This is a genomic window from Sorangium sp. So ce295 (assembly GCF_051527405.1).
Classification (GTDB): domain Bacteria; phylum Myxococcota_A; class Polyangia; order Polyangiales; family Polyangiaceae; genus Sorangium; species Sorangium cellulosum_B.
Genome location: NZ_CP150324.1, coordinates 7412258 through 7432876 on the forward strand (window position 1 = coordinate 7412258; position 20619 = coordinate 7432876).

Below are 20619 nucleotides of genomic sequence, written 5' to 3' on the forward strand. Positions count from 1 at the left end.
CATGGGTGCGCGGGAGGCCGATCGAGGCCCCGCGCGATCGCTTCAGAGACGCGCGCCGCCTTGCGCCGGCGCCGGGCGTGGGGCGCGGTGGACGCGAAGGGCGAGCGCCATCAAGCTCAGGACCAGCACCCCCCCGAGGTGCACGAGGCCGCTCCACCCCAGCGCCGACAGGAGCGCGCCGGACGCGAGCGACGCCGCGCCGCTGGCGGCGAACACGCACAGATCATTGACGCCCTGCGCCCGGAAACGCTCGGGGCCGGGCCGGCTGCGCGCGACAAGGGTCGTCGCGGTCACGAACACATAACACCACCCGACCCCGACCAGCGAGAGCCCGACCAGGTGCCCTTCGAACCCTGGAGCCAGGCTGATCACGAACCCCGCGAGCAAGAACAGCAGCCCGAGCCCCTGGAGCGCCGCGATCGACATCCGCTTCAGGAGAGCGCCCACCGAGAGCGAAGGCAGGTACATGCTCAGGAGGTGCACCTCGATCACCCAGCCCGCCTGCCGGATCGAGCTCTGCTCGACGCCGCACATCTGCAGTGGCGTCGGCACCATGATGAGGCTCATCACGAGGAATGCGCCGGCGCCCATCGCCACCATGGGCCAGTACAGCGCGCGAGCCCCCGCGTCGTGCGCGGCGGGGGCCTCCGCGACCCGCGCTTCCTGCGGCCGGTACGACACGAACGCGAGCGCCGCGACGACCTGGAGCGCCGAGAGGACGAGCAGGGCAGAGGGCAGCTCGCTCGACGTCCGTCCTTCCAGCAGGCCGAAGAGCGAGATGCCTGGGACGATGCCGAGCGCGCTGGCGAGCTGGATCATCGTCAAGAGGCGCGGCGCCCGGTGACTCTCCTGCCCTTCGAGGATCGCGAAGCGGTATTGCTGCACGAAGGCGCCATGCAGGCCGACGCCGGAGACCGCCGCGCAGAACAGCGGGAGATCGGAGCGGTCCACCGCGCGCGCCGCGAGCGCGAGGCAGCCGGCGGACAGGAGCGCCGCGGCGATGAAGCAGGGCTTGCGCCCGAAGCGGCGCATCAGCTGGCTGGCCGGCCAGGTGCCCAGGGCCGAGGACAGCACGAGCACGGCCACCGGGACCGTCGCGAGCCGCATGTCCCGCGCGAGCCGCTCACCCACCACGCTGCCGGCGAACTGGACCGACACCACGGAAGCGATCCCCAGGACCTGGCAAAGCAGCAGGACCAGCGTGTTGACCGACGTGGCGGGCACGGGCGCAGTGACGACAGCCTGACGGCTCAACGGTCGCGCTCCACGCCTCGCAGGGCGGCCCCGTTCCCCGCGTCGAGCGCGGCGATCGCCTCGAGGGAGAGGCCCAGGCGCTCGTGGAGGAAGCGCACCATCGTCCAGTGAGGCAGCGCGCCCTCGTCGAAGGGGCCGAACTCGTCGCGGTAGAGCGGCAGCCAGCGCAGCGCCTCCTCGATCGCCTGCTCCCGGCTGACCTGCCCCTCCTGATAGTCCTCGTAGGGCAGGCTGCGGTGATGGATGAAGAAGCGGCCCGGGAGGCGCTCCTCGCACAGCTCGCGGTACTCCCGCGTCTGCAAGATCAGGTAATGCCAGACCTCGTCGATCGCCTGCTCCACGGGCAGGAACAGCCCGGCAAGCGGCTCCGGATAGCGCGATATCAGGTAGAGGTACCGCAGGCATTCGAGCACCTGACGCTCGACATAGGCGGGCTCCTCGCCGGTGGTCCGCACGAAATGGCGCACCACGCCGGAGAAGAACGCGCCGTCGAGCCGCGCCTTCAGCGCGGCGGCCGTCACCCTGGGTCGTTCCGTCGTCACGAGCCACCTCGCTCCGCGGCCTCGCCGCCCTGCACCAGCCATGCGTACTTCCCGGACTTGCCGATGGCGAGTTGGGCGCGGTGCTCGACGACGCAGTCGAGGCCGGCGCCCTCCCAGATCCGCTCTCGCAGCGCGCGCGCCGCGGCCGGGCCGACGGGCGCGTCGTCGAAGGTGGTATAGAGCAATCGGCCCCGCCGCCGCCCCTCCGTGTGGAGCTGATAGATGAAGACGGACGGCGCGGAGACGGCGATCCAGTCATCGAGATCGGCCTGCGAGATCGGGCCCCTCTTCTCGGCCCAGAGGAGCTCCCGCTCGCGCCCGCAGAACCGGCGGATCCGGAGCGGATCGGGGGAGCCGTCGACCGTCTCGGCGCAGTCGCCCGAGCGATAGCGGATGAGCGGCATGCAGGGGTTGCGCACGCTCGAGACGATGAGGCTGTAGATCGCGCTGCCCTCCTCGACAGGGATCAGCTCGAGGTGCATCTGGTCCAGGTAAGGCCAGTAGCGGCCGTGACGATCGCTGTAATACAGATATCCGAGCTCGGTGCTGCCGAACAGGTCGACGATCGGGCACTCGACGTGCTCCGCCAAAAACCGCCGCACGTTCCTCGGCGTGAGCTCGTAGGCGTGAACGACGCTGGCCGGCCTCGGAAAGCGCTCCCACGCTCCCATGTCCATGGCCTTCTTCACAAGGTGAGCGAGGTGGTAGCCATCGCAGTCGAGGTGATAAAGGCCTCGCGGATGCGCGTCTCGGACGGCGCTCATCTCGCCGAGCATGCGCTCGACGTCGCCGCGATCCCAGAGCGCCGGGTCGAGCCGCAGGTTGATATAGAGCGTCCGCTCGTCGAGCCGGCGATCCTCGAGGCCGGGGAGCGCCGGCGCCTCGGCGCCGCGCCGCCTCGCGGCGAGCCGCGCCACGTGCTCGGTCGCCAGCACCGTGGTGATCGAGACGCGCTGGCAGCCCTCATGCCAGGTGACCGCGATGTCGGGGTGCTCGCTCCACAGGCGGTAGTACGACTTCAGAAGGAAGAAAGGCGGGCGGATGATCTGCATCCGCGCGTGGTTGGTCCCGGTCGAGAGCACGAGCTCCGCCTCGCCGACCTTCAGCGCCTCGGCGAGCCTCGGGGTCATCCAGTTGTCCGGAAAGCCTCTTGCGATCTCCGGCTTGTCCAGGATGGGGAAAGAGCCATTCTCGATCGACCGTCGGTAGATAGGGATGTCCCTGACCTGATCGATCATCGCCGCGAGCGTCGGTCCGTGGGCGTCCATCGGTCGACTCCTGGAAAAAGGTTGAACAGCCATCGAGAAGCGCGGCCCCCATCGGTCCGGGCGCGCGCGAGCGAGGCAGAAGACCAGGGCAAGATGAACCTGGTCCGGCCGCCTCGCTCGCGGCCCCGGCGGCTCCGTCAGCTGATGCAGCCGGCCTTCTTCGAGATACAGCCGGCCTTCTTCGAGATGCAGCCGGCCTTCTTCGAGATGCAGCCCGCCTTCCGCGAGATGCAGCCGGCCTTCTTCGAGATACAGCCCTCCTTCCGCGAGATGCAGCCGGCGTCGAGCGTCGGCGCGCTGGACGTGTTGGCCGCGATCCACTGCTTCCAGAGACGATCCTGGGCGATCTGCCGAATCAGGTGTTCCATTCGAACCTCCGATGATGTGATGGTGGACGATGCAACCACGGCGCACACGTCCGCGACCCGCGCGGGGCAGCGGTCGTGTGCTCGACGGTCCGGCAGACACGATTTGTGGGCAGCCAGACCGTCTGGCTGACTATACGGTTCAACCCAAAGGGGTCAAGGCAGGCAATCCATGGGTGGATCGCGCCGCCCGGCCATCCGCCGAGTCGGCCGCTCCAGGACCGATGGAACTATCTCGGCGCGCACGCGCGAGCCTGCGATTCGACCGCTGCAATTCACAGTGAAATCGATCTTGTCGCGACGATACCCAGATGAGGGCGTGGCAAATTGTCCCGCGCACCCCGACGATCGCCGTTCTCCGGTTCCACGGGGGGATCCAGCGCGATACGCTCCTTGCTCCCCCTTTCGAAAGCGAGCGAGAGAATGACCCGAGAGCTCCGTTCCCTCATCACAGGATCCAGCAGCGGCTTCGGCCGCGCGACCGCCGTCACCCTCGCCCGCGCGGGACACCGCGTCTTCGCCGGGATGCGCGCGATCGCGTCGAAGAACGCGGGGCCGGCGTCCGAGCTCGCGGAGCTCGCCGCGCGCGAGGGGCTCGCGCTCCGCGTGATCGAGCTCGACGTGACGAGCGACGCCTCGGTCGACGCGGGCGTGGCGCGCGCGCTCGACGAGGCGGGCGGCGTCGACGTGGTGATCAACAACGCGGGCGTCCTGTCGCAGGGGCCGATCGAGGCGTTCACCGTGGCGCAGGCCGAGGCGATGTTCCAGGTGAACTACCTCGGCGCCGTGCGCGTCAACCGCGCCGTGCTGCCCGCGATGCGGCGGCAGAAGAGCGGCCTCCTCGTCCACGTGAGCAGCGCCGTCGGGCGGGTCGCGACGCCGCTCTTCGGCCATTACAGCGCGAGCAAGTTCGCGCTGGAGGCGATGGCCGAGTGCGCAAGTTACGAGCTCGCGCCGCTCGGGATCGACGTCGCCATCGTCGAGCCGGGCGCGTTCCCGACGACCGGCGTGATGGCCAACGCGATGCAGGCCGACGAGGCCCGAGCGGCGGAGTATGGCGCCCTCTTCGCGCTCGCCGCGGAGCTGTGGAAGCCGGTGATCGAGACGATGAAGCGCCAGGGTCCGCCGGACCCGCAGCAGGTCGCGGACGCGATCCTGAAGCTCACGCAGCTGCCGGCCGGGGAGCGGCCGCTGCGCACCGTGCTCGACCCGCTGGGCAACGGCGCCGCGGAGGAGATCAACCGCAGGACCGAGGACGTGCAGCGGGCGTACATCGAGTGGATGGGCCTCGGCGGCGTGCTCAGGCGAGCCGGCGGATAGCGCGCAACAGCGGGGATCCGCGGGGCGCGGAGATCTCCGCGCCTTCTTGGGACCCAAACCGTCTCCGGGCTCCCGTCGCAGGGCGAATGTCAAGACCGAACCGGGCTGCCAGCCTGGCTCGCGCGCCTGTGCACCCGCAGCTGAAATGAAACACCGTGTCCATCCGTCGCTGCGCCGCGCAACGCGCGTCAATCGCCAGCGGTGCTCCGCAGGCTCCGCTGCGAACGGGCGCTCCTGCGGATGTGGCTGAGTGGCGCAGGATGAGGCGATTTTCGTCTAGGGGTGCGAAGGGCGGCCGGGCTACCCTGGAGACGGGTCGTCGGCCTTTCTGCCCGAGCGCAGCCGCTCGTGTTCGTCCTGGTCCTGCCCGAGCGCAGCCGCTCGTGTTCGTCGAGGTGTGTCGTGAGGTTGAGAACGTCTTATCTGGCTTTGGCCGTGGGATTGCTGCAAATACTCGCCGCCTGTGGAGGGGGTGCGCCCTCCACCACGGGCGATCCTGGCGTAGGCGGCGCGGGGAGCGTGACCTCCAGCGGCTCCGGCGACGGCGGCGGTGGCAGTGACTTCGGCTCGGGCGTCGCCTCCGGCGGCGGCGGGAGCGGCGGTGGGCCCGATCCCTGCGCCGTCGACGACCCGCCCCCCGAGTGCCTCTTGCCCCAGGAGCCCGCCTGCGGCGACGGCGAGATCAACCAGGCCAGCGAGGCGTGCGACGACGGCAACAGCCTGCCCGGCGATTGCTGCTCCGGTCTGTGCGAGATCGAGCCTTACTGTGCATGTCCGACGCCCGGCGAGCCGTGCGTGCTGACCATCGCCTGCGGCGATGGCGTGGTCGATCCGGGCGAGTTCTGCGACGACGGCAACACCGCGGACGGCGACGGATGCAGCGCAGACTGCATCTTCGTCGATCCCTCGTACGTCTGTCCGAGGCCGGGCGAGCCGTGCACGCTGCTCTACGACTGCGGCGATGGCCGCGTGAACGGCTCCGAGGAGTGCGACGACCGCAACGAGACGCCCGGCGACGGCTGCGGCGCGGACTGCAAGCGGGAGGCGGGCTTCGTGTGCCCGAAGCCCGGGCAGCCGTGCGAGCGCCTGCCGGTCTGCGGCAACGGGATCAAGGAGGCCGGCGAGCTCTGCGACGACGGCAACGCCGCGAGCGGCGACGGCTGCTCGAGCCTCTGCCGACAGGAGTCCTTCTACGTCTGCACGACGCCGGGGCAGCCCTGCGAGCTCCTGATCCGGTGCGGCGACGGCGCGGTGGATCCGGGCGAGATCTGCGACGACGGCAACGCCCAGGGCGGCGACGGCTGCAGCGCCGACTGCAAGACGCTGGATCCGCTTTACGCGTGCTCCGAGCCGGGGAAGCCCTGCATCCTCCTCTATCGCTGCGGCGACGGGCGCGTGAACAACGGCGAGCAGTGCGAGGACGGCGACGACCCGCCCGCCTCCGGCGACGGCTGCAGCGCGACCTGCATGCGCGAGTCCGGCTTCGTGTGCTCGAAGCCCGGGCAGCCGTGCGAGCGCCTGCCGGTCTGCGGCAACGGCGCCCTGGAGAGCGGCGAGCAGTGCGATGACGGCAACACCGCGGGCGGCGACGGCTGCTCGAGCCTGTGCCGTCAGGAGTCCTTCTACACCTGCCCGACCCCGGGCCGGCCCTGCACCCTCCTCTACTGGTGCGGCGACGGCGCGATCAACCCGGGCGAGGTCTGCGACGACGGCAATACGGTGGGCGGGGACGGCTGCAGCGCCGACTGCAGCGCGGTGGACCCGATCTACACGTGCCCGAGACCGGGTCAGCCCTGCACCCGCCTCTACTGGTGCGGTGACGGCCGCGTGAACGACGGCGAGCAGTGCGAGGACGGGAACACCCGGAGCGGCGACGGCTGCAGCGCCACCTGCATGCGCGAGGAGGGGTATCAGTGCAGCCGCCCCGGTCAGCCGTGCACCCGGCCGCCGGCCTGCGGCAACGGCCTCAAGGAGACCGGCGAGCAGTGCGATGACGGCAACACGGCGAGCGGCGACGGCTGCTCGAGCCTGTGCCGGCAGGAGGCCTTCTACAACTGCAGGACCCCGGGGCAGCCCTGCGAGTTCTTGATCCGGTGCGGCGACGGCGTGCTCAGCCCGGGCGAGGTCTGCGACGACGGCAACACGGTGGGCGGCGACGGCTGCAGCGCCGACTGCAGCGGGGTGGACCCGATCTACACGTGCACCACGCCGGGTCAGCCCTGCACCCTCAACTACTGGTGCGGCGACGGCCGCGTGAACGACGGCGAGCAGTGCGAGGACGGCGACTCCCCGCCTGCGTCCGGCGACGGCTGCAGCGCGGACTGCATGCGCGAGCCGGGGTATCAGTGCAACCTGCCGGGCCAGCCGTGCACGCGGCTGCCGGCCTGCGGCAACGGCCTCAAGGAGACCGGCGAGCAGTGCGATGACGGCAACGCCGCGGGCGGCGACGGCTGCTCGAGCCTGTGCCGGCAGGAGTCCTTCTACAGCTGCCCGACCCCGGGCCAGCCCTGCGTGCTCCTGTTCCGGTGCGGCGATGGCGCCGTGAACCCCGGCGAGCTCTGCGACGACGGCAACACCGCGGGCGGCGACGGCTGCAGCGCGGATTGCAAGACGGTGGACCCGGCGTACGTGTGCCCCGAGCCGGGCAGGGCCTGCGTCCTCGTCTTCCAGTGCGGCGATGGCCGGGTGAACAACGGCGAGGAGTGCGACGACGGCGGCTCCGCGTCGGGCGACGGCTGCACGGCGGATTGCCGGCTCGAGCAGGGCTGGATCTGCAAGCCCGGCCAGCCCTGCACCGTGAGGACCTATTGCGGCGACGGCGCAGTGCAGCTCGGCGAGCAGTGCGACGACGGCGGCGGGGAAAACCCTGTCGGCGGCGACGGCTGCACCGCGCAGTGCAGGATCGAGGTCGGCTGGACGTGCCCGCCGGGCGGCGGGCGCTGCACCCCGCCGCCGCCGCCCGTGTGCGGCGACGGCAAGATCGGCGGCACCGAGGTGTGCGACGACGGGAAGCAGCCCCCGGCGAGCGGCGACGGCTGCAGCGCCGATTGCCAGATGATCGAGGACGGGTGGGATTGCTCGCGCGTCGGGTTCCCCTGCAAGACCGTCTGCGGAGACGGGTTCAAGAACGGCGCCGAGCAGTGCGACGACGGCAATCCGTTCTCGGACGACGGCTGCGACGAGACCTGCCGGATCGAGCCGGGGAGCGTCTGCGACGACGGAGAGCCCCAGGACTGCACGGGCTTCTCCGTCTGCGGCAACAACATTCGCGAGGGCACCGAGGCCTGCGACGACGGCAACGGCAACTGGCGCGACGGCTGCACGCCGGACTGCAAGGGCGAGCCGGACTGCAGCCGCGGCGCGTGCATCTCGAAGTGCGGCGACGGCATGCTCCTGCCCGGCGACGCCACCGAGGCGTGCGACGACGGCAACACCGTGAGCGGCGACGGATGCTCCGCGACGTGCACGATCGAGCCGGGCTACACCTGCACCGCTCAGCCAAGCGAGATGCGGCTGCCGATGGTCATCCGCGACTTCATCGGCTGGTGCCCGGGCGACTACAACCGCAACGTCAGCAACACCGCGTGCGACGCCAACCTGACGGACAACCTCGTCGGCCACTTCGATTTCGAGATCACCCCCAGCGGCAATCAGATCGACAGGATCGTCCAGCCGACGCTCGACACCGCCGGCAAGCCCGTGAGCAGGTTCGGCCCCGGCTTCGTCACGCCGAGCGACGCGAACGGCTGGACCACGGGGCAGGACAACTTCCAGTGGTGGTACCGGGACAACCCGACGTACAACAGGACGCTCGTCACCAGCATCGAGCTGACCGCGCAGGCCGGCAGGTACGTGTACCAGCGGAACCCGTTCTGGCCGGTGGACATCGACCCGCCGGGCGCCGATCCCGCGCTCAACAACCTGGTCTCCGCCGGGCTGGAGCGGGCGCAGCAGAGCAACCCCTCGCACAACTACTACTTCACGAGCGAGGTCCGGTACTGGTTCCAGTTCACGCCGAACGGCGCCGCGGCCGATCCGGTGCTCACCTTCTTCGGTGACGACGACGTCTGGGTGTTCATCAAGAACACGCTGACCGCGGACATCGGCAGCATTCACGCGCAGCTCCAGGAGAGCGTGACCATCCTGGACAACGGCGACGCCCGCGTGACCCCCTGCCCCGCCAACTCCGGCTGCACGGACCGCGGCGCCACCTACGATGTCGACCTGAACCTCGAGCCGGGCAAGGTCTACGAGATCGCGGTGTTCCAGGCCGAGCGCCACGTCACCGGGTCGAACTACCAGCTCACGCTGTCGGGCTTCAGCGCCGGCACGTCGGTGTGCACGCCGCAGTGCGGGGTCGACCCGCCGGTCGTGACGCCGGGCGAGGAGTGCGACGACGGCAGCAGGAACGGGACGGGCTACGGCCAGTGCAACAACTGCCAGCTCGGTCCGTACTGCGGCGACGGCGTCAGGAACGGCCTGGAGACCTGCGACAACGGGGTCAACAACAGCACGTACGCCAACGCCTCGAACGCCTGCGCGCCCGGGTGCGTGGCCCCGCCCCGGTGCGGCGACGGCGCGGTCAACGCGCCGTACGAGGCGTGCGACCTCGGCTCCGGCAACACGGCGAGCGGCTACGGCGGCTGCACGCGCGAGTGCCAGATCGGGCCGTACTGCGGCGACGGCAGGAGGAACGGCACCGAGGGGTGCGATGACGGCGTCAACGACGGCTTCTACGGCACCTGCAACCCGAACTGCACGCCGGCGGCGATGTGCGGCGACAACCGCGTCGACGCCGACTGGGGCGAGGAGTGCGACAGCGCGACCGACCCGAACTGCGTGAGCTGCCAGCGCGGCGAGCACTGCGGCGACGGGGCCACGCAGCGGGACCTCGGCGAGGAGTGCGACGACGGCGTCAACGACGGCGGGTACGGCCAGTGCGGGCTCTCGTGCCTCTACGGGCCGCGCTGCGGCGACGGCATCGTCCAGCCCGAGGAAGAGCGCTGCGATCTCGGCAGCGGCCAGAACACCGGCGGGTACGGCGGGTGCACCGCGACCTGCAACTACGGTCCGTACTGCGGCGACGGCATCAGGAACGGCGCCGAGTCGTGCGACGACGGCAAGAACGACGGCGCTTACGGCACCTGCAACGCGAACTGCACGGCGGCCCCGAGGTGCGGCGACAACCGCGTCGACGCCGAGTGGGGCGAGGAGTGCGACAACGCGGCCGACCCGAACTGCCTGAACTGCCAGCTCCCCCCGCAATGCGGCAACGGGATCACGCAGCCGGCCCTCGGCGAGGAGTGCGACGACGGCGTCAACGACGGCGGGTACGGCCAGTGCGGCCCCGCGTGCCTCTACGGGCCGCGCTGCGGCGACGGCATCGTCCAGCCCGACGAAGAGCGCTGCGACCTCGGCAGCGCGCAGAACACCGGCGGGTACGGCGGGTGCACCGCCTCCTGCAACTACGGTCCGTACTGCGGCGATGGCATCAGGAACGGCGCCGAGGGGTGCGACGACGGCGTGAACGACGGCGCGTACGGCACCTGCAACCCGAGCTGCACGCCGGCGCCGAGGTGCGGTGACAACCGCGTCGACGCCGAGTGGGGCGAGGAGTGCGACAACGCGGCTGACCCGAGCTGCGTGAGCTGCCGGCTCCCCGCGCAGTGCGGCAACGGGGTCACGCAGCCGGCCCTCGGCGAGGAGTGCGACGACGGCGTCAACGACGGCGGGTACGGCCAGTGCGGGCTCTCGTGCCTCCACGGGCCGCGCTGCGGCGACGGCATCGTCCAGCCCACCGAGGAGGACTGCGATCTCGGCAGCGGGCAGAACACCGGCGGGTACGGCGGGTGCACCGCGACCTGCGACTACGGGCCGTACTGCGGCGACGGCATCAGGAACGGCGCCGAGGCGTGCGACGACGGCGTGAACGACGGCACCTACGGCACCTGCGCGCCGGGCTGCACGCCGGCGCCGAGGTGCGGCGACAACCGCGTCGACGCGGACTGGGGCGAGGAGTGCGACAGCGCGACCGACCCGAACTGCGTGAGCTGCCGGCTCGGCGCGCACTGCGGCGACGGGGTGATCCAGCCGCAGTTCGGCGAGGAGTGCGACGACGGGATCAACGACGGCGAGTACGGCAAGTGCGGGCCCTCGTGCATCTTCGGGCCGCGCTGCGGTGACGGCATCGTCCAGCCCGCGGAGGAGGACTGCGATCTCGGCGAGGGCGAGAACAGCGGCGAATACAACGGGTGCAATGCCCTCTGCCAGTACGGGCCGTACTGCGGCGACGGCCGCGTCAACGGCGCCGAGACCTGCGACGACGGCGTGAACGACGGCTTCTACGGGAGCTGCATGCCCGACTGCAGCCCGGCGGCGAAGTGCGGTGACCGCCGGGTCGACGAGGAGTGGGGCGAGCAGTGCGATCCCCCGAACGAGGCCACGGGCTGCAGCAACAACTGCCGCCTCGGCGGGCAGTGCGGCGACGGCGTGGTCCAGCCGGGCGAGCAGTGCGACGACGGCAAGAACGACGGCGGCTACGGCCAGTGCGGCCCGCGCTGCCAGCTCGGCCCGCGCTGCGGCGACGGCATCCGCAACGGCCCGGAGCAGTGCGACGACGGCGACGGCAACAACACCGGCGGCTACGGCAAGTGCGCGCCGGGCTGCGTCTACGGCCCGTACTGCGGCGACGGCAAGCTGCAGAGCACCTACGAGGCGTGCGACGACGGCAACCGCACGGGCGGCGACGGCTGCAGCCTGACCTGCCAGTTCGACGGGTTCCCCAACTGATCGAGCGAAGGCGGGCGCGCGGGGCGAAGGCGTCGTTCGACGCCTCCCTCGCTCGCCCGCGACCCCGGCGCCGCACGGCGCGTGACTCGGGTCGACCTCCTCCCAGATACCGCCGCTAGCTCGCGATGGCCGCCCTCGGCGGCCCGGGGCGCTGCGGCGCCTTCACCAGATTCACCAGAACCGGCCGACGAGCCCCGCCCCGCCGAGCCCCGGCCCGAGGATCGGCGCGGCCGAGAGCTCGAGCATCGGGCCGCCCGTGCGCGCGGGCGCGGGGTCCGTGCGCGCGGGCAGCGGCGGCGGGTTCGGCGTGTCGAACGCGTAGAACACGAAGCCGCCGAGGGCGAACGCCGCGGCCGTGCCGAACAGGCCGACGGTCGCGTTCGCGAGCTCGTCGCGCGTGTCGAGGTGAGCCTGGTAGTCGCCCAGCTCCTTCTCCGAGATCCCCTGCGCCGCGCGCTTCTCCGCGATCTCGCGCGCCTGGTCCTCTTCCTCGAGGCCCGTGGCCAGCGTCAGCACGCCCACGCCGGCGGACAGGACCCCCATCGCGACGAGGCCATAGGACATCTTCCGCTGGAAGGAGCTCGTGAGGCCCACGTCGATGACGAGGCGCTCGCCGCGGCGGAGCGACAGCTCGCGGGAGAACGGCCCGTGGCCGTTCTTCGTGGCGACGAAGAACCGCTTGCCCGGGGCGACCTGGAGGAGCGGCAGCGGCGTCGTGCCGACGAAGCGCCCGTCCAGCGTGACCTGCGCGCCGACGGGGGCCTTCACCTGGAGGAGCGCCGGCCGCTCGCGCAGCTCCCGGTCGATCCCGAGGATGTCCCCCTCGATCGCGACCACCTCGCGCTCCTCGTCGACGTGGCCGTCGGCCGTGATCTTGATCCGGTGCTTGCCCGGCTGCACCTCGGCCATCAGCGGCACGTCGGCCAGCGCGCCGCCGTCGATGGACACGCGGGCGCCCGCGGTCGGCGAGGTGACGTTGATGCGGGTCCGCGGCCTGACGTCGGGCGGCGCCGCCTCCGGCGCGGCGGGCGACGACGGAGCGCTCGCCTCGAGGCGCGCGGCGATCACCCCGAGCTCGCTCAGGGCCTCGGTCGCGTCCGCGCGGCGCCCGCCCTGCGGGACCTGCTCCAGATAGCGCCGGTAGTTCGCGATGGCGGCCCGCAGCGCCTCGGGGCTCTGCTCGACCACGTACAGGCGCCGGTAGGCCTGGGCCAGCGAGAACAGGAGAGCAGGGCGCGGCGCCTTCCTGTACGCCGCCTCGAACGACTGCACCGCGTCGCGGTACCGTGTCGCCGCGTAGGCCTGGGCGCCGGCGTTGTAGAGCGCCTTCGCCTGCTCGATGTCCTCCTCGGCCGAGGCCGCGCTCGGCGCGAGCGCGGTCGCCGCGAAGGCCACGAGCACGACGCACAGCGAGGTCTTCATCGGCGGCTCGGGACTCCTTCGTGGACGCGGAGCGCGCCGTCGCTGAGCACCGCGAGATCGTCGACCCCATCGCCGAGGACGTCGCACGTCGCGATCGCGGAGCCGCCGGGGATGCCGTCCAGCTTGCGGAGCTGGTGCTGGCCGAGATCATGGCAGCCCGCCGCGCCGTCGCCGCACACATCGAGCGCGTAGGCCGCGCTGCGCGTGAGCACGACGAGCGACCTTCCCCTCCCGTCGTCGACGCGGGCGAAGTCGACGCTGGTGACCTCGCTCGCCGGGTCCTTGAGGCTGGGGTCGGGTACCTCGATCTCGATCGGCGCGTCGAGCGCGCCCTCGCCCGTGTTCCAGAAGACGGCGAGTCGGCTCGCCGTGATCGTTCGCGTCCCTTTCGCCAGCTCGTACGCGATGCCCACGACGTCCGCGTGACCGTCGCCGTCCATGTCGCCGGCGCGGAGCCCCCCGTACAGCGTGTGAGGCGCGGGCGAGAAGGCCGCCTCCGGCGCCTCGAAGGCGGCGCTCGCGCCGCGGCGCACGAGGGTGACCGCGCCGGCCAGGGCCGGCGTCCCCGGCTCCGCTGCCGCGTCCTCCGCCGCGACCTCGATCGGCAGCGAGAGGACGAGCTCGTCGGTTCCATCGCCGTCGAGATCGACGGCGACCCCATCCAGCGCCCACGCGGGCTCCCGGGAGGGAACGAGCTCCGCGGGGAGCGAGACGCGGTGCTTGGCCTCGTCGACCATGGCGATGGCGCTCGAGTCGACCGCCGGCAAGAGCCAGAGCTCGGCCGAGCCCCGGGAGGAGCCAGGGCTCGGAGGAGCGATCGTCAGCGAGGCGACCTCCGCCCGATCGCCCCCGAAGCGGCCGGCGACGCTCCTCACGGCGCGCAGCTCGCCTGCGTGCCGCACGTCGTCCGAGCGGACGAGCGGCAACGGCGGCAGCAGCGACCGCGAGCTGCTGCCCTCGATGAGGCTGAACGCGACGTCGCCGCCGTGCGAGAAGAGCACGCTGATGTCGTCCACGGCGTCGTCCGGCTCGGGGAGCCGCACCGCCGCAATGTCGAGGAGCCCCTCGAAGGCGCCGAGCCGCACCGGCGGCTCCGGCGCCTTCATGTACCGGCCGAAGCAGACGGCCAGCGTCGGGTGCTCCGCGCTCGACAGCGAGCTGCCGGCGCTCTCGGCGAACGAGAGGTCCGGCAAGAGATCGCCGTCGAAGTCGCCCACGACGAAGCTCGAGACGTTGCCCAGCGTCGGGATCTTGAGCTCGTTGAGCTTGAAATCGGCGGCCTCCGCGCCGGGGACGCCGTTGAAGAATGTCAGATCCGTCGCGTCGGCGGAGCCGGCGACGACGTCGGGCGCGCCGTTGCCGGTCAGGTCCGCGATCACCGCGCTGGTCCAGCGCCGGCCGTTCGCCGGCGCGAGCCGGTCGAACTCGACCTGGTAGGGAGGAGACGGCCGGATCTTTCCGAGCCTCACGGCGTCGGGATCCACGATGTCGAGCACCCCGTCGCCGTTGAGATCGCCGATCGCGACGGGGGCCCCGAAGCCGGGCAAGCGCCCGGCGCTCATGCCGCCCGCCGGGTACGAGAGATCGCCGTACGGCGCCATGCCGCCGAACGCGCCGCCGCCTGCGCCCTCCGCGACGTCGAGCTCGTAGCAAGGCGCGCCCGCGGGCAAGCGGGGATCAGGCTGCGCGCACGTGGCGCCCACGAGCAGATCGAGGACGCCGTCGCCGTTCACGTCCCGGAGGAAGGCCGCGCCCGCGATCCGCGCCCCTGCCGGGAGCTCCACCGCGGTGTGCGCGCCGTCGTCCGGCGAGTAGATGTGCACGGCCGAGTCGTCCGCGAGGGCGACGACCACCTCGTGCAGCGGGCCGCCGCCGAGCTCCGCGCTCGCGAGCGGACCGGCGACGTCGCGCAGCCCTCGCTGCCTATCGATGAACGACAGCGGGCCGCTCTCCGACCCTTGCACGACGGCGATGACATCCTCCGGCGCCGCCCCGCGCGTGTCGGTCCCGGCGACCAGGGCGACCCACGTCTGTCCGTACTCGCGCGTGCTGCCGACGGGCAAGAGCCACGCGCCGCGGAGGGTCGTCGTCTCGGACGCCTCGCCGAGCAGCAAACCCAGGCGAAACACCGACGCGAGCACGGGGACCGGCGCGAACGTGCGGCCCGGCTCGCCGCTCAGGATCGCCACGCCAGGCCCCACGCTGAGCGCGATGTCCGTCGTCTCGTCGTCGGTGAGGCGCGCGAGCGCGGGCGTGTCCCCTGCCGAGGGGATCGACACCTGGGTCCCCACCGTGCTGTTCGCGTCGAAATAGAGCGCCTCGAGGCTCGTCGAGCCGACGCCCACGAGGTCGCCGCGGCCGTCGCCGTCGAGATCACCCGTGATCAGCCGCTGCGCGCCGAGCGGCAGCGCGGCGCCGAGCGGCTTGAAATTGCCCGTGGAGACGCGGCACACGCCGTCGACCCCGCAGCCCCACCCGCTCGGGCACGTGCGGTCCACGTCGTTGCACACGAAGCGGCACTCGTTCTCGCTTCCGCGCGGGTTGCACCAGGTCGTCGAGGTCGCGCCCAGCGCGTCCTGCGTCTTCACCTCGCAGGGCGCGCTGGCCTCGAAGCAGTCGCAGTCCTCGTTGCGCGACGGCTCGATGACGCCGTTGCCGCACACGCCCGGGGAGATCTCGCCGAGCTCCACGCACCCGGCGGAGCCGGCGGCCGCGACGAGCAGCGCCGCGGCCCCCCCGATCGCGCGCACGTATCGCCTGGAGCTGGGCCGCGCGCGCATGCTCACTGGAACGGGTTTTCCAGGTCGCCCTTCCTGACGGGGCCCCTCGCGGTCGGCGCCGCCCTCTTCAACGACACGGCGATCGCGCCGTCCGCTTCGGCCGGGACCTCCTGCGCCTGCTCCTGGTACCCGGGCGCCTTGAAGGTGAGCGTCACGGCGCGCCCGCGGGGCAGGCGCAGCGGCCCCGGCGCCTTGCCGACGAGCTTGCCCTCGCTCCACACCTCGAGCTCCTTCGGGGTCGCCTGGATCCGGAGCTCGACGTCGGGCGGCGCCGCGTCGGCGCTCGCCGCGGCTGCGGCGGTCGCCTCCGGCGACGGAGACGGCGCGGCCGACTCCGGCGTGGCCTCGGCGGCGGCGGAAGCCGGCAGGACGGGCGCGACCAGCGCGGCCTCCGTCCTCGGCATCGCCGCGGCCGACGCGGGCGCGCGCGGGGCGTCGGCCGCCGGCTCGCTGTGCCCGAGGTGCAGCGTGAGCGCCGCAGCCGCGCCGATGCCGAGGACGGCGACCGCCGTGAGCGCCGCCCTCCGCCGCGACGCCGTGGTCGACGTGCTCTCCGGCTTGCTCGGCAGCGATCCCTGCAGCAACGTCTCGTTCCCGTGCAGCCCCGAGCTCGCTTCCGCGGCGTGGCCGCGCTGCGTCGGCGCGAGCCCAGCGTCCAGCGCCTCCACGGCCGCGCGGCGCCGCGCGGCGGCGTCGCCGGCGCCTCGTCCGACGGCGGCGTCGCTCGCCCGCAGAAGGCCACCGGGCAGCTCGTACCCCGCGCCGCGCGCGGCCTCCACGAGCGCCGTGGTCGCCTCGAGCAGCGACGCCGGGCGGCTCACGGGGTCCTTCTCGAGCATCCGCAGGAGCGGCGCGTCGAGCGCCGGCGAGAGGTGCGTCGCCACCGTCGACACAGGGGGCGCCGCTTCCGACGTGTGCTTGATCAGGAGGTCGAACGCGTTCTCGCCGTCGAACGGCGGCGCGCCGGCGAGCAGCTCGTGCGCGAGGATCCCGAACGAGTAGATGTCCGTCCGGTGATCGACGTTCTTGCCGCGGCACTGCTCGGGGGACATGTAGAGCGGCGTCCCGATCAGGTGCCCCGTCCGCGTCTTGTGCACCGCGCTCGAGGACTCGCCGAGCAGCTTGGCGATGCCGAAGTCGAGCAGCTTCGGGAAGATCGCGCCGTCCTCGTCGAAGACCAGGAACACGTTCTCGGGCTTGAGGTCGCGGTGCGCGATGCCCGCCGCGTGCGCCGCGTCGAGCGCGCGCGCGATCTTGACGAGGATGGGCAGCGCCTCGGCGGGCGGGAGGCGCCCGCGCTTGCGGCGGTAGGCGTCGAGGGTCATCCCCTCGAGCAGCTCCATCACGTAGTAGTGCCGGCCGTCCTCGAGGGCGCCGAACGAGAAGATGTCGATGATGTTGCGGTGCCTGATCTGGTTCACGGCCCGCGCCTCCGCGACGAAGCGGGAGACGAGCTGCGGGTTCGCGGAGCACTGGCGGCTCAGGACCTTGATGGCCGCCGCCTTGCCGATGACGGGGTGGATCGCGCGGTAGACCGTGCCGAAGCCGCCTGCCCCGATCTTCGCCTCGACGCGGTACTCGCCGACCGGCGTTCCCGGCGCGAGCTCCGGATCGGCGCCAGGCGGCGCGGGCTCCGCCGCGAGCGTCTCGGCGTTCGTCGCGCAGGCAGCGACGCCGTCCGCATGCTCGGTTCGGCACGTAGGGCATGTCGACATGAGGAAACCACGGAGAGCGTACACGGGGAGCCCGGCGCAGCCCAGAGCCCCCGAGCGTCGCAAACCGGCGAGCGCGCTGTCTCCGCTCCGGCCTCCGGCCTCCGGCGGGCGGGCGCAGCGTGAAGCGTCGCTTCGGCGCCGCGTCGAGGCCCCGCCTCGCGGCCCCGCGGGGCGCGAGGCGCGCGCCGGAGGTCTGACCACCTCGCGGCGCCGAGCAGGAGAGCCTCTGGCATTGTCTTACACGGGGTGTGGCCCTACAGGACCCCGCGAGCCATGCGTGTCGTGCGGCGCGATCGATGGAGGCGCGGGCCTTCGTGCTGCTGAAGCTCGCGCTGGTGGGCGCGTCGGTGCTGCTCTCCTCGCTGGCGGCGCGCCGCTTCGGCCACGCGGTGGGCGGCACGCTCGCCGGGCTGCCGATGATCGTTGGCCCGATCATGGGCTTCGTGCTGCTGCAGGAGGCGCCCGCCCAGGCGGGCGCGATCGCGCTCGCGACGCTGGTGTGCGTCCCGGCCACGATCGTTCATGTGCTCACCTTCGCCTGGTGCGCGCGGCGGGGGCGGCGCTGGGGCGTGGCGCTGCTCACGGCCAACGCGGCGTTCCTGTCGGTGGGCGCGGCGCTGCTCGCGCTGCGGCTGCCCCCGCCGCTGGCGTGCGCCGCGGCGCTGGCGTCGCCCGCCCTGGGCGCGCTCGCCTTGCCGCGCCTGCGCGAGCCGCCCGCGGCGGTGGCCATTCCGCGCGTAGAGCTCGCCTGCCGGGTGGTCGCGGCGATGGCCATGGCCTGGTGCATCGTGCGCAGCGCTGGCGCCGCGCCGGCGGGCGTGAGCGGCCTGCTGCTCGCGATCCCGATCACCGGCAACGTCCTGCCGTGCTTCACCCTGCCCCGGCACGGCGCGGCCGCCACGGTGGCCCTGCTCGCGGGCTTCGTGCGCGGCCTGCTCGGCTTCGCCTCGTTCTTCGCGGCGCTTTACGTGGGGCTCGCGTGGTCGTCCCCGGCGGCCGCCTACGTCCTCGCGTGGCTGTGCGCGCTGCTCGCGGCGCTGGCGCTGCGCAGGGCGACTACGCCCCCCAGGCCTACGCGCGATTGCACCCCGACGCGCCTGGAACGGCGGAGGACGGCCTCAGCATGGTCATGGCCGACGCGAGGTTCTTGAGCAGCGGCCTTGTCTCGTGGTCCGCTCACGACACCTTCGTGCCCTGCTCTCTTCCAGCAGTCGGCGCAGGGGCCTGCACCGGGATCCTCCTCGGCTGCGTCTCCGGCGTCTTGGGCACGGAGATGGTCAGGACCCCGTCCTTCAGAGCGGCAGTCGCCTTCTCGGCGTCGACGCCCGCAGGCAAGGTGAAGCTCCGGCTGAAGCTGCCATAGGAGCGCTCGCACGAGAAATACGTCTCCTTCTCCTCGCGTCTCTCCTCCTCGCGCTTCTCAGTGCATTGCGCCGCGCTCGCCTCGCCCTCTCGCTCTAGCCTCACTCCAACCTTGTTCTAGCACCCTCCGTTCCAGCCCCCGTCTGGCGCGATCTCCCGCGGTTCACCGCGCGCAGAGGCATCTCGTCGCGCAATCGACGCGCGCCGACGCGAACGCTGCACGACCTCGGCCATCCTGGGTGGCCGCCATGGCGCGCGGCTTGCCACGACCTCGCGAGGCGCGGGCGCCGCGAGGAGCGACGTCCGCGCGCGCCGGGCGCCTCCGCTGGACAGACACACGAGACCCGCGTATCACGCGACGAGCCGCAAGGTCCCGGACGGTCGAACAGCCCGGCATCACGCTGCAACAGGAACCCCGATGGCTGGAGGAGCGCGGAGGTGAGCGAGTCGAGGCGCCGCGTGCTGGTCGTTGACGACACGCCGGCCAACCGACAGGTGCTCGTCGAGCACCTCGATCTTGCCGGGATCGACGCGCTCACCGCAGAGGACGGCGAGAGCGCGCTGGCGCTGCTCCGCCGCGAGAGCCCCGATCTCATCCTGCTCGACGTCATGATGCCGAACGTCAACGGCTTCGAGGTCTGTCGCCGGCTCAAGGACAACCCGGCCACCCGGGACATTCCCGTCATCTTCATGACCAGCCTCACGGACACGGCCCACAAGATCATGGGCTTCGAGGTCGGGGGCGTCGATTACGTGACCAAGCCCTTTCAGCATGATGAGCTGCTGGCCCGCGTGACGACGCACCTGTCCCTGCGCGCCCTGCAACGCGCCCTGCAGCAGGCCAACAGCGACCTCGAGCGCCGCGTCGCCGAGCGGACCTCCGAGCTCGCCCAGCTCAACGAGGAGCTGCTCGCGACGAACCGGGCCTATGCCCGCTTCGTGCCGACCGAGATGCTCGGCCTTTTGGGCCGGGACAGGGCCGCGGACGTCGCGCTCGGAGATCACGTGCCGATCGAGATGACCGTCCTGTTCTCCGACATGCGTGGGTTCGCCGCTCTGACGGAGCGCATGACGCCGGGAGAGGCGTTCGCCTTCATCAACGCCTATCTCGGCCGGCTCAGCCCGATCGTCAGGCGCCACGGAGGCTTCATCGACAAGTACATCGGCGACGCCATCATGGCGCTCTTCCCGGGCAAGGCCGATGACGCCGTGGCCGCGGCCGTGGCGATGCAGCGCGCGGTGAGGCGGTTCAGCGAGGAGCGCCGAAGCGTGGGCCTGCCCTCGATCGGCATGGGCATCGGCATTCACACCGGCAGCGTGATGCTAGGCACCATCGGCGAAGCAGAGCGCATGGAGGCGACCGTGATATCCGATACGGTGAACCAGGCGTCACGCCTGGAGGGGCTCGCCGTCCGGTACGGCGTGGCCATCGTGGTGAGCGAGCGCACCATGGCCGCATTGCACGCTCGGGACGGCCACGGCTGCCGCTTTCTGGACAGAGTGCAGCTCAAGGGCAAGCGAGAGCCCGTGTCCGTCTTCGAGGTATTCGACGGCGATCCTCCCGAGACGATCGATCGCAAGCAGAAGACCCGGGATCTCTTCGAGCAAGCGCTGTCCGACTACTACGCGCGGAGGTTCGCGGAGGCGAACCTGGGCATCGCGCGCGTGCTCGTGCAGAGCCCGGCCGACAAAGCCGCCCATGTCTATCAGCAGCGCATCGCTCATCTGATGGCCAACGGCGCTCCTGCCGACTGGACCGGTGTCGAGGTCGTAACGGAAAAATGAGGCTTCCCGCCGGCCGA

At 71.9% G+C, this 20619-nt stretch carries 12 protein-coding genes; 4 read left to right on the forward strand and 8 right to left on the reverse strand.

Annotation, left to right across the window (positions count from 1 at the left end):
• Positions 1–42: 42 nt before the first annotated feature.
• From WMF11_RS28120 to WMF11_RS28135, 4 genes are all read right to left on the reverse strand, one after another.
• Positions 43–1224, reverse strand: a complete 1182-nt coding sequence (locus WMF11_RS28120; protein WP_437972891.1) for an MFS transporter — start codon at positions 1222–1224, stop codon at positions 43–45.
• Positions 1225–1250: 26 nt separating this feature from the next.
• Positions 1251–1796, reverse strand: coding sequence for a glycine-rich domain-containing protein (locus WMF11_RS28125; protein WP_437972892.1), 546 nt, complete (start codon positions 1794–1796; stop codon positions 1251–1253).
• Entirely contained in the window at positions 1793–3064 is a 1272-nt protein-coding gene (locus WMF11_RS28130; RefSeq protein ID WP_437972893.1) for a hypothetical protein, read from the reverse strand. Before WMF11_RS28130 ends, WMF11_RS28125 begins: the two co-directional genes overlap by 4 nt.
• A 137-nt stretch (positions 3065–3201) precedes the next feature.
• Positions 3202–3432 carry a hypothetical protein gene (locus WMF11_RS28135; protein WP_437541335.1) on the reverse strand — a complete coding sequence of 77 codons (231 nt, stop codon included), beginning with the start codon at positions 3430–3432 and terminating at the stop codon, positions 3202–3204.
• Between the two features lie 420 nt (positions 3433–3852).
• Here WMF11_RS28135 and WMF11_RS28140 point away from each other — a divergent pair, with 420 nt between their 5' ends.
• Both WMF11_RS28140 and WMF11_RS28145 read left to right on the forward strand, forming a co-directional pair.
• Complete coding sequence (locus WMF11_RS28140) at positions 3853–4749, forward strand: SDR family oxidoreductase (RefSeq protein WP_437972894.1); 897 nt, start codon at positions 3853–3855, stop codon at positions 4747–4749.
• A 402-nt stretch (positions 4750–5151) separates the two neighbouring features.
• Positions 5152–11538 carry a DUF4215 domain-containing protein gene (locus WMF11_RS28145; RefSeq protein WP_437972895.1) on the forward strand — a complete coding sequence of 2129 codons (6387 nt, stop codon included), beginning with the start codon at positions 5152–5154 and terminating at the stop codon, positions 11536–11538.
• A 171-nt stretch (positions 11539–11709) separates the two neighbouring features.
• Here the strand turns inward: WMF11_RS28145 and WMF11_RS28150 are convergent, their stop codons facing one another.
• The 3 genes from WMF11_RS28150 to WMF11_RS28160 are packed head-to-tail and all read right to left on the reverse strand — an operon-like array spanning position 11710 to position 17455.
• Complete coding sequence (locus WMF11_RS28150) at positions 11710–12960, reverse strand: PEGA domain-containing protein (protein ID WP_437972896.1); 1251 nt, start codon at positions 12958–12960, stop codon at positions 11710–11712.
• A complete protein-coding gene (locus WMF11_RS28155; protein ID WP_437972897.1) occupies positions 12957–15710 on the reverse strand; it encodes an FG-GAP repeat domain-containing protein in 2754 nt (917 codons plus the stop codon). The genes WMF11_RS28150 and WMF11_RS28155 overlap by 4 nt, the downstream gene beginning before the upstream one ends.
• Positions 15711–15742: 32 nt before the next feature.
• Entirely contained in the window at positions 15743–17455 is a 1713-nt protein-coding gene (locus tag WMF11_RS28160) for a serine/threonine-protein kinase (RefSeq protein WP_437972898.1), read from the reverse strand.
• A 296-nt stretch (positions 17456–17751) separates the two neighbouring features.
• Here WMF11_RS28160 and WMF11_RS28165 point away from each other — a divergent pair, with 296 nt between their 5' ends.
• Positions 17752–18606: a hypothetical protein gene (locus tag WMF11_RS28165; protein ID WP_437972899.1), complete on the forward strand. Its 855-nt coding sequence runs from the start codon at positions 17752–17754 to the stop codon at positions 18604–18606.
• A 25-nt stretch (positions 18607–18631) separates the two neighbouring features.
• Here WMF11_RS28165 and WMF11_RS28170 read toward each other — a convergent pair whose 3' ends face one another.
• Positions 18632–18922, reverse strand: coding sequence for an Hsp20/alpha crystallin family protein (locus tag WMF11_RS28170; protein WP_437902364.1), 291 nt, complete (start codon positions 18920–18922; stop codon positions 18632–18634).
• 333 nt (positions 18923–19255) lie between these two features.
• Here WMF11_RS28170 and WMF11_RS28175 point away from each other — a divergent pair, with 333 nt between their 5' ends.
• Positions 19256–20602 (forward strand): adenylate/guanylate cyclase domain-containing protein, encoded by a 1347-nt coding sequence (locus WMF11_RS28175; protein WP_437972900.1) that lies wholly within the window; start codon positions 19256–19258, stop codon positions 20600–20602.
• Positions 20603–20619: the final 17 nt, after the last annotated feature.